The sequence below is a fragment of the Ensifer sp. GW821-FHT05G01 genome, assembly GCF_059419585.1.
Map to the genome: position 1 here is coordinate 201,467 of NZ_JBWKSC010000006.1, position 14,683 is coordinate 216,149.

The window sequence follows — 14,683 nt, forward strand, 5'->3', positions numbered from 1 at the left end:
CGATGAGCAGCACCGGCCGTCTGACCACCCATGTCCTCGACACCGCGCTCGGCAAGCCCGCCGAAGGCTTGCGCATCGATCTCTTCTGGCTCGAAGGCGAGGAGCGGCAACTGATCCGCACCGTCCACACCAACAGCGACGGGCGGGTGGATGGCCCGATGGCCGAAGGCGTCGGCTTTATGGCCGGCAGCTACGAGCTCGTCTTCCACGCCGGCGCCTATCTGCGGGGAGCAGGTGTGGAGCTGCCGGAACCCGCCTTCCTCGACCTGATTCCCTTGCGCTTCGGCATCGCCGATCCGGGCAGCCATTATCACGTGCCGCTGCTTCTCTCGCCCTACGGCTATTCTACCTATCGCGGCAGTTGAGCGCTGGTTTTCTGCATGCTTGGAGAACGAGGTTCCGCAGGCAATCTGCTGAGCGGAGGCAGCTCTGATTTCGCGCTCGCCTTCTCCGACCGTCATCCTCGGGCTTGACCCGAGGATCCAGCCATGCGCCGGACGCGGAAGAGCTTGAGTGTGGTGGGTGCTCGGGTCAAGCCCGAGCATGACGGTGAGAGCTGGGGCTGCCCTTGACCGGCGTTGAACCGCCGGAATTTTTGAGCAAGCTTAGCGCGTTGCAGTGTCTCGAGCGCGCCATGTTTGACGCGCTGCGCTCTTTGAGGCCGATCCTGAGGCTGTCTCCATGGAGAGTAGTCGAAAGGCCGTGCCTCAATCCGCGAGAATGTCGCGGTTGACGTCGTTGATATCGCGCTTGCCGCAGAGGGCCATGGTGATGTCCATCTCCTTGCGGATGATTTCCAGCGTCTTGGTCACGCCTTCCTTCCCCATGGCGCCGAGGCCGTAGAGGAAGGGGCGGCCGATATAGGTGCCCTTGGCGCCCATCGCCACCGCCTTCAGCACGTCCTGGCCGGAGCGGATGCCGCCGTCGATGTGCACCTCGATCTGGTGGCCGACCGCATCGACGATGCGCGGCAGCATGCTGATCGAGGAATGGGCGCCGTCGAGCTGGCGGCCGCCGTGGTTGGAGACGATGATCGCGTCGGCGCCGGTCGCAGCCGCCATCTTGGCGTCTTCCGGATCGAGAATGCCCTTCAGGATCAGCGGACCGCCCCAGCGCTCCTTGATCCACTCGACGTCCTTCCACGACAGCTGCGGGTCGAACTGTTCCGTCGTCCAGGCGCCGAGCGAGGAGAGGTCGGTGACGCTCTTGGCATGGCCGACGATGTTGCGGAAGGTGCGGCGGTTGGTGCCGAGCATCTTCATGCACCAGCCCGGACGCGTCGCCATCTGCCAGAGATGTTTTGGCGTCAGCTTCGGCGGGGCCGACAGGCTGTTGCGCAGGTCCTTGTGGCGCTGGCCGAGGATCTGCAGGTCGAGTGTCAGAACCAGCGCCGAGCACTTTGCGGCCTTGGCGCGGTCGATCAGGTTCAGCACGAATTCGCGCTCGCGCATGACGTAAAGCTGGAACCAGAAGGGCTTGGTCGTGACCGACGCCACGTCCTCGATCGAGCAGATGCTCATTGTCGAGAGCGTGAAGGGAACGCCGAAGGCCTCGGCTGCCTGGGCTGCCAGCATCTCGCCGTCGGCGTGCTGCATGCCAGTCAAGCCGGTCGGCGCCAATGCCACCGGCATAGACACTTTCTGGCCGATCATCGTCGTTTCCAGCGAACGGTTGGTCATGTCGACCAGCACCCGCTGGCGCAGCTTCACCTTGGCGAAATCTTCCTCGTTGGCGCGATAGGTGCCCTCGGTCCAAGCGCCGCTGTCGGCGTAATCAAAGAAGAGTTTTGGCACGCGGCGCTTGGCAAGGGCCTTGAGGTCGCTGATTTCGAGGATTTGCGTCATGGAAACGGCCTTCATCTGAAACGCAGGGGCAGAGCGGATGTCGGCGAAAACCGTGCACGCCTGCTCGAGGACTGACTTCACAGCCCTTACCATGTTTGCCGAAGGCTTGTTAATAGCGCTTGGGAAAAGAGGTCAATTTTTTTGACCTCTTTTCGTTCTGTGGCAAAATCAGGCGGCAGCGAGTGCCGACTTTGCCGGTCTTCCCGCAACATAGGTCTCGACCACAGAGCGGTCGTCGCCCATCGTTTGCAACAGGAACAGCTCGTCGGAAAGCGAGTTGACCACTTCGGCGCGCAGCGCCATCGCCGGCGTTGCCGCCATGTCGAGCACGATGAAGTCCGCATCGGTGCCGGCCTCGAGCGTGCCGATCCGATCCACCAGCGACAGCGCCTCGGCGTTGCCGCGGGTCATCATGAAGAAGCTGTCGAACGGGTTCAGGCGCTCGCCCTGCAACTGCAGGATCTTGTAGGCCTCGTCGAGCGTCTTCAGCATGGAATAGCTGGTGCCGCCGCCGATATCGGAGGCGACCGAAGTGCGCACCGGCTTGTCGCGTCGGTTGAGCGCCCGCAACGGAAAAAGCCCCGAGCCGAGGAAGAGATTGGATGTCGGGCAAAAGACCGCGACCGATCCAGTCTCACTCATCACATCCGCCTCGCGCTCAGAGAGGTGGATGCAGTGGCCGAACAGGCTCTTCGGCCCGAGCAGGCCATAGCGGGCATAGACGTCGGTATAGTCGACTGCTTGCGGGTAGAGTTCGCAGGTGAAGGCGATCTCGTCGCGGTTTTCCGAAAGATGCGTCTGGACGTGCAGGTCGGAGAATTCGTGCACCAGCGACTTGGCCACGTCCATCTGCTCCGGCGTCGAGGTGATGGCAAAGCGCGGGGTGATGGCCACATGGTTGCGGCCCTTGCCGTGCCAATCACGGATCACCGCGCGGGTCTCGTCGTAGCTCATCTCAGGCGTGTCGAGCAGGCCTTGCGGGGCATTGCGGTCCATCATCACCTTGCCGGCGATCATGCGCATGTCGCGGCGCAGCGCCTCGGAGAAAAAGGCGTCGGCCGAAGCCTTATGCACGGAGCAATAGGCCGCCGCCGTCGTCGTGCCGTGGCGGACCATCTCGTCGAAGAAGCGGCTGGCGATACGCTCGGCATGGGCGGTCTCGACGAAGCGGCATTCCTCCGGGAAGGTGTAAGTGTTCAGCCATTCCAAGAGGTTGGCGGCATAGGACGCCATCACCTGCATCTGCGGGAAATGCAGGTGTGTGTCGATGAAGCCGGGCACGATCAGATGCGGGCGGTGGTCGATCTCGACACTGTCATCCGCTGCCTCGGACTTCACGCTCTCATAAGTGCCCGACGCCTTGATCACACCGCCTTCGACCAGCAATGCGCCATCCGCCTCATAGGCATAGGCGGCGCTGTCGTCGATGGCCAGTGGCGCGCGGTGAAAGCTCAGGAGGCGGCCGCGGATGAGCGTCGATGTCATTGTGTCTTGCCTTCCTCGACGGCGCTTTCGAACCAGGCTGTCAGCAACTGGCGCTCGTCCGTCGTCATGTCTGTTATGTTGCCGGGCGGCATGGCATGGCTGCGCCCCGCCTGGATATAGATTTCGCGGGCGTGGGCGGCAATCTCCTGATCGCTTTCCAGCACCACGCCCTTCGGCGCCCGGACGATGCCCTCATAGACCGGTTCGGCTGCGTGGCACATGGAACAGCGGGTCGAGATCGCGTCCTTGACGGCGGGGAAGTGCGCATTCTCGGCAAAACGGACAAAGACTGGTGCGATCTCGGCTTTTTCTTCGCCGGTCAGCACCTTCGGCACGGTCGACAGCCACATGATCAGGATGAAGAGGAGCACGGTGGCAAGCCACGTCCAGGTGGGCCTGCCCTTGCGCGCGTGGGTGGTGTTGAACCAATGCCGGATGGTGACGCCCATCAGGAATACGAGGGCCGCGATAATCCAGTTGAAGGCGGTGGCAAAGGCCAGCGGATAATGGTTCGACAGCATGAAGAAGATGACCGGCAGGGTCAGGTAGTTGTTGTGCAGCGAGCGCTGCTTGGCCTGCGCGCCGAGCTTCGGGTCCGGCGTGCGGCCGGCGATCAGGTCGGCAACCACGATCTTCTGGTTGGGGATGATGAGGAAGAAGACGTTGGCCGACATGATGGTCGCCGTAAAGGCGCCCAGGTGCAGGAAGGCGGCGCGGCCGGTGAAGACCTGCGTATAGCCCCAGGCCATGATCACCAGCGCCACGTAGAGAAGCGCCATCAGGCCCCAGGTGTTCTTGCCCAAAGGCGACTTGCAGAGCAGATCATAGAAGATCCAGCCGATGCCGAGCGAGGCGAGCGAGATCAGGATGGCCGTGGTCGCGGAGATGTCGAGCACATGGCGGTCGATCAGGAAAAGATCGGCGCCGCCGTAGTAGACGAGACAGAGCATGGCAAAGCCCGAAAGCCACGTCACGTAGGATTCCCATTTGAACCAGGTCAGGTGCTCGGGCATGGAAGCCGGCGCCACCAGATACTTCTGGATGTGGTAGAAACCGCCGCCATGCACCTGCCATTCCTCGCCATAGGCGCCAACGGGCAGATGATCACGCTTCACCAGGCCGAGGTCGAGCGCGATGAAATAGAAGGATGAGCCGATCCAGGCGATGGCGGTGATGACGTGCAGCCAGCGCACGGCAAAGGCCAGCCATTCCCAGGCGATGGCGAACTCATACATTCGGGGTCCCCTTTATTCTCTCCGTCGGCGCACCTTGCGCAAAAACCGGGAGTTGGGAAAGGGGGAGCATGCACCTGTGGGCGTGTTTTGCAGGGATCGGGACGATTTCGCGGTGAAATGTGCCTGACGATAAACCTGATGGATTCTAAGGGGTTACCCTAGAGCGTTTCCGATTTAGACGGAAACACAGAAACGCTCTATGTCTCTGCCTTTACGCATTTCCTAACGGAAAACCGCTCCGCACTTTTCCTGGAAATGCTTTAGCGCGCGGAAGCTGCTTTGCGCTGCTCCACCCAATCGGCTCCGAACTGCATCGATGGGCAGAGTTCGCTGAGGATCCAGTCGCGGAAGATACGGATCTTCGGGGTGTTGCGGCGGGCATGCGGGTAGGCAAGCCAGTAATCGCAGCCGTCGCTGCAGCGCAGGTCGAAAGGCTGGTAGAGCCGGCCAAGCGCCACGTCGTCGCCGTAGAATTCCGGCGTCAGGATCGCCACGCCCTGGCCCGCGATGGCCGCGCGCGCCTCGAAGGATTGTGCCCCGAGCCGGCTCGTCGGCCGACCTTCCAGATCCGGATCTTTCACGCCGGCTGCGGCAAACCAGAGCCGCCACCAGGGATCACCGGCATCGATGATCCTGAGCTTCAGGAGATCGCGTGGTTCGTGGATGCCGCCGATGGTTTCGGCGAGTGCCGGGCTCAGCATCGGGCTGAACTCGACGCGCATCAGCGGATGCGTGTCGAGACCGGGCCACACGCCCGCGCCGGAGCGGATGGCGACATCCGTGAATTCCTTGGCAAAATCGACGAGGTTGTCGTTGGTGTCCAGGCGCACGGCGATGGTGGGGTGAGCGAGCTGAAACGAGCCGATGTTGCGAGCGAGCCATTGCGAGGCGAAGGTCGGGGTCGAACTGATCAGCAGCGTGCTGTCGATGTCGCCGCGCGCCGACGAGACGGCTTCCTGCAGCATCTCGAAGGCTTCGGTGACCCGCGGCGCTAGCCGCTGGCCGACGTCGGTGAGAGCGATCTGGCGCGGACGGCGCAGGAACAGGGGCTCGCCGACATTCTCCTCGATCAGCTTGACCTGGTAGCTGACGGCGGTCTGGGTCATGCCCAGCTCTTCGCCGGCCCTGGTAAAGCTGCCGAGCCGGGCGACGGCTTCGAAGACCCGGAGCGCATTCAGCGGAAACTGCTTGGACATCTTCATGGATAAGTTCTCTTGATGCATGCAGACGGATGTTCGATTGGATTTCAATCCTCTTCCACGTCATCCTGCAAGTCAACTTCCCAAGACGAACAGGTGATAAAAATGACTTGCGACGTTATCGAACATACTGAAAGAAAACAGGTTCTTTCGCTGGATGCGGTCGTGCGGTTCACGTCCTCCCTGTTTCGCGGCACTGTTGCCGCCAAGCCGGTGCTCGATGTCAATGCACTGTCCGACCACATCAAAAGAGACATGGGTTTCATGGATGGCCGCGGCCCCTATGGGCACGACGCCGAGGCACAGAAGGATGCCCATCGGCTGTTCAACAGCGACGAACTGCCCCGGATCTGACCGGATTTTTCGAAAGCGCCGCGCATCGGGCAGGATGCGCGGCGTTGTCTTGTTTCAAGGGGATTTGCGAAGACGTTCGATGGCCATCAAGACGCGCTCCGGCGTCGCCGGCGCATCAAGACGCGGGCATTCGCGATAATCGGCAACACTTGCGACCGCCATCGACAGGGCCTCGAGTACCGAGATCGGCAGCATGAACGGCGGTTCGCCCACCGCCTTCGACCGGCCGATGGTCTTTTCCGCATTCTCCGCCCACTCGGCCAGCTTGACGTTGAAGATCTTCGGCCGGTCTGAGGCGAGCGGGATCTTGTAGGTCGAGGGCGCATGGGTGCGCAGCCGGCCCTTGTCGTCCCACCACAGCTCCTCCGTCGTCAGCCACCCCATGCCCTGGACGAAACCGCCCTCGATCTGGCCGAGGTCGATTGCCGGATTGAGCGAGCGGCCGACATCGTGCAGCACGTCGACGCGGTCGACCATGTATTCGCCGGTCAGCGTATCGATCGAGACTTCCGAGACCGAGGCACCGTAGGCGAAGTAGTAGAACGGCGTTCCGCGGCCGGTCGCGCGATCCCAGTGGATCTTCGGCGTCTTGTAGAACCCGGCGGCCGAGAGCTGCACACGTGCCATATAGGCAAGCTTGATGAATTCCGGAAAGGCTATCCGTTCCTCGCCGATCTTGACGTGGTCTGGAACGAAGGTGACGTTTTCCGCCGTCGTCTGCCAGCGTTCGCAGGCAAAGGCGATGAGCCGCTCCTTGATCTGGCGCGCGGCATCGAAGGCGGCCATGCCGTTGAGATCCGTGCCGGACGAGGCAGCGGTCGCCGAGGTGTTCGGAACCTTGCCGGTGGTGGTGGCGGTGATGCGCACGCGTTCGAGATCGACCTGGAAGCTGTCGGCGATCACCTGGGCGACCTTCACATAGAGGCCCTGGCCCATCTCGGTGCCGCCATGGTTCAGGTGGATCGAGCCGTCCTGATAGACATGCACCAGCGCGCCCGCCTGGTTGAAGGCGGTGAGCGTAAAGGAGATGCCGAACTTCACCGGCGTCAGCGCGATGCCCTTGCGGATGACCCGGCTCGTGCGGTTGAAGTCGACGATCGCCTTGCGGCGCGCCTGGTAGTCGGCGTCGGCTTCGAGCTCGGCAACGACGCGGGCGATGATGTTGTCTTCGACCTGCTGGTGGTAGGGCGTGATATCCCGCCCCGAACCCTTTTCGCCGTAGAAATTCAGCTTGCGGATTTCGAGCGGATCTTTGCCGAGCGCGTAGGCGATCTCCTCGATCATGCGCTCGCCTCCAACCATGCCCTGGGGCCCGCCGAAGCCGCGATAGGCGGTGTTGGAGACTGTGTTGGTCTTCAGCGGCTGCGACGTCAATTTCACATGCGGGTAGAAATAGGAACTGTCGGCATGGAACAGCGCGCGGTCGGTGACCGGCCCGGAAAGATCGGAGGAATAGCCGCAGCGCGCCGCATAATTGGCATGCACCGCGTGGATGCGGCCCTCGTCGTCGAAGCCGACGTCATAGTCGACGAGAAAGTCGTGGCGCTTGCCGGTGGCCGTCATGTCCTCGTCGCGATCTGGGCGAAACTTGACGGCGCGGTTGAGCTTCTTGGCCGCCACGGCCGCAAGCGCTGCGAACTGGTTGCCTTGCGTTTCCTTGCCGCCGAAGCCGCCGCCCATGCGGCGCACATTGACCGTCACTGCATTGGAGGGAACGCCGAGCACGTGTGAGACCATGTGCTGGATTTCGCTCGGATGCTGGGTCGACGACCAGACGGTGACCTCGTCGTCCTCGCCGGGAATTGCAAGGGCGATATGACCTTCGAGATAGAAATGCTCCTGGCCGCCGATGCGCATCCGGCCCTTCAGCCGGCGCGGCGCCTTTTCCAGTTCGGTTTCCGCGTCGCCACGCTGCAGGGTCAATGGCTGGGTCACGAGTTCGCCGCCATGGGCGACGGCGTCGGTGATATCGGTGAAATGCGGCAGGTCGCGATAGCTGATCTTTGCCAGCCGGGCGGCGCGGCGGGCGATGTCGCGCGTCTCGGCGATGACGGCAAAGGCCGGCTGGCCGTGGAACTGGACGATGCCGTCGGCGAGCACCGGCTCGTCATGCAGGTGGCTGGGGCTGATGTCGTTGGAATGCGGCATGTCGCGCGCAGTCAGCACGCAGACGACGCCGGGCGCTGCGATGACGGCCGACAGGTCCATCTCGGTGATTTCGGCATGGGCGCGGTCGGTCATTCCGAGCGCGCCGTGCAGGGTGCCCGCCGGTTCCGGCATGTCGTCGATATAGTCGGCGGTGCCGGCCACATGCTTGTGGGCGCTGTCATGGCGCTGGCGCGAATGCATCTGGCCGTTGATCGCCTTGCGTTCCTCGAAGGTCGACTTGTCCATGATCACTTCTCTCCCGCTGCGTAGCGCACGAGCTCTGCCGGTTCGCCTTCGCTTTCGAAGAAGAAGCGCATCAGCAGGTTCTTCGCGGCAAGCATGCGATAGGTGCTGGTGGCGCGCCAGTCGCTCAACGGCTGATAGTCGGTCTCGAAGGCACCTTGAGCGGTGCGCACGGTTTCTTCGGTCCAGGGCTTGCCGATGAGGGCAGCTTCCACGCTTGCGGCGCGCTTCGGCGTACCGGCCATGCCGCCGAAAGCGATGCGGGCGGACCTTACCCTGCCGTCTTCAATCGAAATGCGGAAGGCTCCGAGCAATGCGGAAATGTCCTCGTCGCGGCGCTTGGAAATCTTGTAGGCGGCAAAGAGGTCACCCTCAGGCAGCTTCGGCACGAAGATGCTCTCGACGAATTCGCCTGCCTTTCGATCCTGCTTGCCATAGGCGATGAAGAAATCTTCGAGCGGCAGCGTGCGCGCACCCTCCGTCGAGCGCAGCGTCACGGTTGCGCCGAGCACGATCAGCGGCGGCGGGCTGTCGCCGATCGGCGAGCCGTTGGCGATGTTGCCGCCGATGGTGCCCATGTTGCGCACCTGCTCGCCGCCGATGCGGTCGATCAGCCGGCCGAAGGCGGGAAAGGCGCTGCTCAAGGCTGCAAAGGCCGCTGAATAGCTGACGCCGGCACCGATGGTCAGGCCGGCTTCGTTTTCGGCAATCTGCTGCAGTTCGGCGATGCCGTTGATAAAGATGACCGGATCAATCGGCCGCATCTGCTTGGTGACCCAGAGGCCGACATCGGTGGAACCGGCAACCACCGTTGCGCCCTCGTGTTCGGCAAGCGCGTTCGCGAGGCCGGCGGCGCCCGCCGGCACGATCAGACAGTGCTCGCCATGGCGGATGGTGATTGTCTCGTTCGGCTGAAGCGCCTTCAGGCGGGCAATGGTCGCCTCGCGCGCCGCCGTGATCGGATCGAAGATGGCGGACGGCCGGGCGCTGGCAGCGGCTTCTGCCGCCTTGACGATCGGCTCATAGCCGGTGCACCGACAGAGATTGCCTTGCAGCGCCTTTTCGATGTCTGCCCGACTGGGATCATCGTTCGACAGCCACAGACCATAGAGCGACATGACGAAACCGGGTGTGCAGAAGCCGCATTGGGAGCCGTGGAAATCGACCATCGCCTGCTGCACCGGATGCAGAGTCCCGTCACGGGCGGCGAGATGTTCGATCGTTACCACATGCGTTGCATGCAGCGATCCGACGAAGCGGATGCAGGCGTTGACGCTTTCATAGACCAGCTTTTCCCCGGCAAGTCGGCCGACGAGCACGGTGCAGGCGCCGCAGTCGCCTTCGGCGCAGCCTTCCTTGGTGCCGGTCAGCCGGCGCTCGAGCCTCAGGTAATCGAGCAGCGTCGCCGTCGGCGCGACATCGGAAAGCGCGACCTCGCTGTCATTGAGAATGAAGCGAATGCTGTCGTTGTTCTTGCTTTCCCTGTCCTGGGGCATGCCGTTCATTCCTGCTGATGCAAGGCCGCGAAAGCCGGAATCGTTCCTGGCGGTGGACCCTTGCGCATTGTCATAAAGTTAGGGCGTCTTGCGCCTTGTCTCAATGGACGGGCCGCGCACTATTGCGCCGTCCAGCCGCCGTCCATGGAGACATGGGTGCCGGTGATCTGTGCGGCGTCGTCGCCGGCGAGGTAGACGGCGAGTGACGCCACCTGCTCGACGGTGATGAATTTCTTGGTCGGCTGCCCCTTGAGCATTACGTCGTTGATCACTTGCTGCTCGGTAATGCCGCGGGTGCGGGCCTGATCCGGGATCTGCTTTTCGACCAGCGGGGTCAGGACATAGCCCGGGCAAATCGAGTTGGCGGTGATGCCATTCTCGGCGACTTCCAGCGCGACTGTTTTCGTCAGGCCCATCACGCCATGCTTGGCGGCGACATAGGCCGACTTGAACGGCGAGGCGACGAGCCCGTGGGCAGACGCAATATTGATGATACGGCCCCAGCCCCTGGCCTTCATGCCGGGGAGGGCGGCGCGAATGGTGTGGAAGGAGGAGGAGAGGTTGATGGCGATGATCCGGTCCCATTGTTCGATCGGGAAATCCTCGACCTTCTCGACATATTGAACGCCGGCATTGTTGACGAGAATGTCGACGCCGCCGAAGCGCTTTTCCGCCGTTGCCATCAGGTCGGCGATCTCGTCCGGCTTCGTCATGTCGGCCGGATGATAGATCACGGTTCCGGTGGCAAGTGCGGCGACTTCCTCCGTCGCAGCCTTGATGTCGTCGGGCGCGCCGAAGCCGTTCAAGACGATATTGGCGCCGCCCTTGGCGAAAGCCTTGGCAATGGCAAGGCCGATGCCGCTCGTCGAACCGGTGATGACCGCAGTTCTCGTCATTCCTGATTTCTCCCTTTGCAGCGTCGCCTGATCTTGCCCGGTTTTTGCGACGCAACAGCGTCAACCTACGCGTAAAACCGCTGAGGTGACAATTGTGTTTTTCAGGTCGCCGACGCAGAGTTGCGGCTGCAGGCTTCGTCACGGTTCCTTGCGTTTTGTTTTCGTTTGACATTCGTTTTGCCATCGTATTGAAGTTTTTCGAAATGGACGCCACGCGCTCGAGGAAGCGCGTCGAAACACGTGATGTGAGGCCGGGGAGGGGCATATGGGCGGATATATTCTCGCGATCGATCAGGGCACGACATCGAGCCGGGCGATCGTCTTCGACGGCAAGCAGCAGGTGGCGGGCGTCGACCAGAAGGAATTCAAGCAGCATTTCCCGAAATCCGGATGGGTCGAGCACGATCCGGAGGAAATCTGGGAGACGGTTATCGTCACCGTCAAAGAGGCGATCAAGAAGGCGGGGATCTCGGCCAGCGATCTCGCCGGCATCGGCATCACCAACCAGCGCGAAACCGTCGTCGTCTGGGATCGCCAGACCGGAAAGCCGATCCATAATGCCATCGTGTGGCAGGATCGCCGAACCGCTGCCTATTGCGACAAGCTGAAGAAGCAGGGGCTGGAAAAGACCTTCGCCAAGAAGACCGGGCTGCTGCTCGATCCCTACTTCTCCGGCACGAAGCTTCAGTGGTTGCTGTCGAATGTGAAGGGCGCCCATGCGCGTGCTGCCAGGGGCGAGCTCTGCTTCGGCACGGTCGATACGTTCCTGATCTGGCGGTTGACGGGCGGCAAGTCCTTCGTCACCGACGCGACCAACGCCTCGCGCACGCTGATCTACAACATCGCCGACAATGCCTGGGATGACGAGCTTCTCGACATCCTGCGCGTTCCCCGCGCCATGTTGCCGGAGGTGAAGGATTGCGCCGCCGATTTCGGCGTTACCGATAAGGCGCTGTTCGGCGCAGCGATCCCGATCCTCGGCGTTGCCGGCGACCAGCAGGCCGCGACCATCGGCCAGGCCTGTTTCAAGCCGGGCATGCTGAAATCGACCTATGGCACCGGCTGCTTCGCGCTGCTCAACACCGGCCGGGACATGGTGCGCTCGAAGAACCGGCTGCTCACCACCATTGCCTATCGGCTGGATGGCGAAACCACCTATGCTCTCGAAGGCTCGATCTTCGTCGCGGGCGCTTCCGTACAGTGGTTGCGTGATGGCCTGAAGGTGATCAAGGCCGCGCCCGACGCCGGCACGCTTGCCGAAAGCGCCGACCCGTCGCAGGAGGTCTATCTGGTGCCGGCCTTCACGGGTCTCGGTGCGCCGCACTGGGACCCCGACGCCCGCGGCGCGATCTTCGGCATGACCCGCAACACCGGCCCGGCCGAGTTCGCCCGTGCTGCGCTCGAGGCGGTCTGCTACCAGACACGCGATCTGCTCGAAGCCATGCACAAGGACTGGCGCAGCCACGGCAAGGAAACGGTGCTGCGGGTCGATGGCGGCATGGTCGTCTCGGACTGGACGATGCAGCGGCTTTCCGACCTCCTCGACGCACCCGTCGACCGACCGATCATTCTCGAGACGACGGCACTCGGCGTTGCCTGGCTTGCCGGCAGCCGCGCCGGTGTCTGGCCGAAGCAGGAAGACTTTGCCAAGTCCTGGGCCCGCGATCGCCGCTTCGAGCCCGCCATGGACGAGGCGACGCGCAAGGTGAAGTTCAAGGGTTGGCGCAATGCGGTCAAGCGCACATTGACCCAAGCCTGATCAAAGCGCCGTTTGGATCCATCCGGGAAACACAGTGTTTCCCGGATGCGCATTTGCCGCTTGTCCCTGCGCCAACTATCTGTCGGTAAACAAGGACACGATGGGCACCATGGAACTCGGGCTTTACACTTTCGCGGATGTCGATCCGAACGCAGCCGACAAGGGCCGGGAAGGCCAGCGCCGGCTTGCCAACCTGCTCGAAGAGATCGAGCTGGCCGACCAGGTCGGCCTCGATGTCTTCGGCCTCGGCGAACATCACCGCCCCGATTATGCAGCTTCAGCGCCGGCCGTCATCCTTGCCGCCGCCGCCGCGAGAACCAAGGCCATCCGGCTGACGAGTGCTGTGACGGTTCTCAGTTCCGACGATCCGGTGCGGGTGTTCCAGCAGTTTTCGACGCTTGATCTCATCTCCAACGGCCGGGCGGAAATCATGGCCGGGCGCGGCTCGTTCATCGAATCCTTCCCGCTCTTCGGCCAGTCGCTCGACGATTACGATCAGCTGTTTGCCGAAAAGCTCGACCTGCTGATGGCGTTGCGCGAAACGGAGAAAGTGTCCTGGGCGGGCGAGATGCGTCCTGCGATCAGCGATCGAGGCGTCTATCCGCGCCCGTTGCAGGATATGTTGCCGCTGTGGATCGCCGTCGGCGGCACGCCGCAGTCGGTTGCCCGTGCGGGTGCTCTCGGGCTGCCGGTGGCGCTCGCCATCATCGGCGGCGAGCCGCGCCGGTTCGCGCCGCTGTTCGACCTCTATCGCGAAGCCGCTCGCCGCGCCGGCCAGGATGCGGCAAAACTGAAGACTAGCATCAACGTTCACGGCTTCATCGCCGATACCACCGATATCGCTGCCGACCAGTTCTACGGTCCGCAGGCCGAAGTGATGAACCGAATCGGCCGCGAGCGTGGCTGGGGACCGACCAACCGGGCGCATTTCGACCAGGCGCGCAGCCCCGCCGGCAATCTCTTCCTCGGCGATCCGGAAACCGTGGCCGAGAAGATCGTCGAGAACTGGAAGCTGTTCCGCAACGACCGCTTTCTTTTGCAGATGGCGATCGGCCCGATGCCGCACGACCAGATCATGCGCGGCATCGAACTCTACGGCACCAAGGTCGCGCCGCTGGTGCGCAAGGCACTCGCTGACGAGAAGGCCGGACAGGCCGTTTCGGCCTGAACATCGCGAGCCCAACATGCATAGCTGTCGGCGCTGGAAAATCCGGCGCCGACGGGCTACATGTGGGCACGAAAGCGAGACACGGATGACCCTCAACAACGAAGAAGATCTGCTGCGGCTGAAGGAAATCGGCCGCATCTGCGCCAATGCGCTGCAGGCGATGGGCGAAGCGCTGGAGCCCGGCATCACCACGGCGGAACTGGATGCGATCGGCCGCAAGGTGCTGGAAGAGGCGGGGGCGCGCTCCGCGCCTGAGCTCTGCTACCAGTTTCCGGGCGCCACCTGCATCAGCGTCAACGAGGAAATCGCCCACGGCATTCCCGGCAGCCGCATCATCCGCGCCGGCGATCTCGTCAACATCGACGTCTCGGCCGAGAAAGACGGCATCTTCGCCGATACCGGTGCGTCCTTCCCGGTGCCGCCGGTGTCGGCTGCGATCGACCGACTGTGCCGGGACGGCAAGCGGGCGATGTGGGTTGGCCTCAAGCAGGTGCGTCCCGACCAACCGCTCGCCGCAATCGGCAACGCCATTGGCGATTTTGCCCGCAAGAACCGCTATTCGCTGGTCACCAACCTCGCCAGCCACGGCATCGGCCGCTCCCTGCACGAGGAGCCGAAGGAGATCGCCACCTGGCCGGACCCAAGCGAACGCCGGCGCATGACCGACGGCATGGTCTTTACCGTCGAGCCCTTCCTCTCGATGGGAGCGGACTGGGCCGAGAGCGGCGACAAGGACGACTGGACGCTCTACAGCGAGCCGCGGGCACCGACCGTGCAGTACGAACACACGGTTGTCGTCACGCGTGGCGGTCCGCTGGTGGTGACGCTGCCCGGCTGACGGGCAGCGTTCGATTCC

General features: G+C 63.0%; 12 protein-coding genes. 5 read left to right on the top strand and 7 right to left on the bottom strand.

All coding sequences use genetic code 11. The features are described from left to right. Positions 1 to 2 precede the first annotated feature (2 nt). Positions 3 to 365, top strand: a complete 363-nt coding sequence (gene uraH / locus AC07UR_RS16795) for a hydroxyisourate hydrolase (protein WP_173420884.1) — start codon at positions 3 to 5, stop codon at positions 363 to 365. A 342-nt stretch (positions 366 to 707) separates the two neighbouring features. Here the strand turns inward: uraH and AC07UR_RS16800 are convergent, their stop codons facing one another. The 4 genes from AC07UR_RS16800 to AC07UR_RS16815 all read right to left on the bottom strand — a co-directional run bounded on the left by AC07UR_RS16800 (position 708) and on the right by AC07UR_RS16815 (position 5,766). Beyond that, on the bottom strand, positions 708 to 1,844 hold the full coding sequence (locus AC07UR_RS16800) for an alpha-hydroxy acid oxidase (protein ID WP_173420883.1): 1,137 nt from the start codon (positions 1,842 to 1,844) through the stop codon (positions 708 to 710). A gap of 168 nt (positions 1,845 to 2,012) precedes the next feature. After that, entirely contained in the window at positions 2,013 to 3,329 is a 1,317-nt protein-coding gene (guaD, locus tag AC07UR_RS16805) for a guanine deaminase (protein WP_209791004.1), read from the bottom strand. Beyond that, positions 3,326 to 4,564, bottom strand: coding sequence for a urate hydroxylase PuuD (puuD, locus tag AC07UR_RS16810; RefSeq protein ID WP_173420881.1), 1,239 nt, complete (start codon positions 4,562 to 4,564; stop codon positions 3,326 to 3,328). The genes guaD and puuD overlap by 4 nt, the downstream gene beginning before the upstream one ends. A gap of 260 nt (positions 4,565 to 4,824) precedes the next feature. Continuing rightward, positions 4,825 to 5,766: a LysR substrate-binding domain-containing protein gene (locus tag AC07UR_RS16815; RefSeq protein WP_209791003.1), complete on the bottom strand. Its 942-nt coding sequence runs from the start codon at positions 5,764 to 5,766 to the stop codon at positions 4,825 to 4,827. A gap of 102 nt (positions 5,767 to 5,868) precedes the next feature. On the opposite strand from AC07UR_RS16815, the gene AC07UR_RS16820 reads away from it, so the two are divergent. Beyond that, positions 5,869 to 6,117 carry a hypothetical protein gene (locus AC07UR_RS16820; RefSeq protein ID WP_173420879.1) on the top strand — a complete coding sequence of 83 codons (249 nt, stop codon included), beginning with the start codon at positions 5,869 to 5,871 and terminating at the stop codon, positions 6,115 to 6,117. Positions 6,118 to 6,171: 54 nt separating this feature from the next. On the opposite strand, the gene xdhB is transcribed toward AC07UR_RS16820, so the two are convergent. From xdhB to AC07UR_RS16835, 3 genes are all read right to left on the bottom strand, one after another. Continuing rightward, entirely contained in the window at positions 6,172 to 8,511 is a 2,340-nt protein-coding gene (gene xdhB / locus AC07UR_RS16825) for a xanthine dehydrogenase molybdopterin binding subunit (protein ID WP_209791002.1), read from the bottom strand. A gap of 2 nt (positions 8,512 to 8,513) precedes the next feature. Continuing rightward, positions 8,514 to 10,004, bottom strand: a complete 1,491-nt coding sequence (gene xdhA, locus AC07UR_RS16830) for a xanthine dehydrogenase small subunit (protein WP_209791001.1) — start codon at positions 10,002 to 10,004, stop codon at positions 8,514 to 8,516. Between the two features lie 119 nt (positions 10,005 to 10,123). Then, positions 10,124 to 10,900, bottom strand: coding sequence for a 3-hydroxybutyrate dehydrogenase (locus tag AC07UR_RS16835; RefSeq protein WP_209791000.1), 777 nt, complete (start codon positions 10,898 to 10,900; stop codon positions 10,124 to 10,126). Positions 10,901 to 11,165: 265 nt separating this feature from the next. Here AC07UR_RS16835 and glpK point away from each other — a divergent pair, with 265 nt between their 5' ends. From glpK to map, 3 genes are all read left to right on the top strand, one after another. After that, on the top strand, positions 11,166 to 12,659 hold the full coding sequence (gene glpK, locus AC07UR_RS16840; RefSeq protein ID WP_209790999.1) for a glycerol kinase GlpK: 1,494 nt from the start codon (positions 11,166 to 11,168) through the stop codon (positions 12,657 to 12,659). Positions 12,660 to 12,768: 109 nt separating this feature from the next. Further along, positions 12,769 to 13,827 (top strand): LLM class flavin-dependent oxidoreductase, encoded by a 1,059-nt coding sequence (locus AC07UR_RS16845; protein ID WP_209791134.1) that lies wholly within the window; start codon positions 12,769 to 12,771, stop codon positions 13,825 to 13,827. A gap of 85 nt (positions 13,828 to 13,912) precedes the next feature. Continuing rightward, positions 13,913 to 14,665: a type I methionyl aminopeptidase gene (gene map, locus AC07UR_RS16850; protein WP_077503373.1), complete on the top strand. Its 753-nt coding sequence runs from the start codon at positions 13,913 to 13,915 to the stop codon at positions 14,663 to 14,665. Positions 14,666 to 14,683: the final 18 nt, after the last annotated feature.

Coding starts and splice junctions, on each gene's coding strand:
- uraH (WP_173420884.1), top strand. CDS start 3: ATGAGCAGCACCGGCCGTCTGACCACCCATGTCCTCGACACCGCGCTC.
- AC07UR_RS16800 (WP_173420883.1), bottom strand. CDS start 1,844: ATGACGCAAATCCTCGAAATCAGCGACCTCAAGGCCCTTGCCAAGCGC.
- guaD (WP_209791004.1), bottom strand. CDS start 3,329: ATGACATCGACGCTCATCCGCGGCCGCCTCCTGAGCTTTCACCGCGCG.
- puuD (WP_173420881.1), bottom strand. CDS start 4,564: ATGTATGAGTTCGCCATCGCCTGGGAATGGCTGGCCTTTGCCGTGCGC.
- AC07UR_RS16815 (WP_209791003.1), bottom strand. CDS start 5,766: ATGAAGATGTCCAAGCAGTTTCCGCTGAATGCGCTCCGGGTCTTCGAA.
- AC07UR_RS16820 (WP_173420879.1), top strand. CDS start 5,869: ATGACTTGCGACGTTATCGAACATACTGAAAGAAAACAGGTTCTTTCG.
- xdhB (WP_209791002.1), bottom strand. CDS start 8,511: ATGGACAAGTCGACCTTCGAGGAACGCAAGGCGATCAACGGCCAGATG.
- xdhA (WP_209791001.1), bottom strand. CDS start 10,004: ATGCCCCAGGACAGGGAAAGCAAGAACAACGACAGCATTCGCTTCATT.
- AC07UR_RS16835 (WP_209791000.1), bottom strand. CDS start 10,900: ATGACGAGAACTGCGGTCATCACCGGTTCGACGAGCGGCATCGGCCTT.
- glpK (WP_209790999.1), top strand. CDS start 11,166: ATGGGCGGATATATTCTCGCGATCGATCAGGGCACGACATCGAGCCGG.
- AC07UR_RS16845 (WP_209791134.1), top strand. CDS start 12,769: ATGGAACTCGGGCTTTACACTTTCGCGGATGTCGATCCGAACGCAGCC.
- map (WP_077503373.1), top strand. CDS start 13,913: ATGACCCTCAACAACGAAGAAGATCTGCTGCGGCTGAAGGAAATCGGC.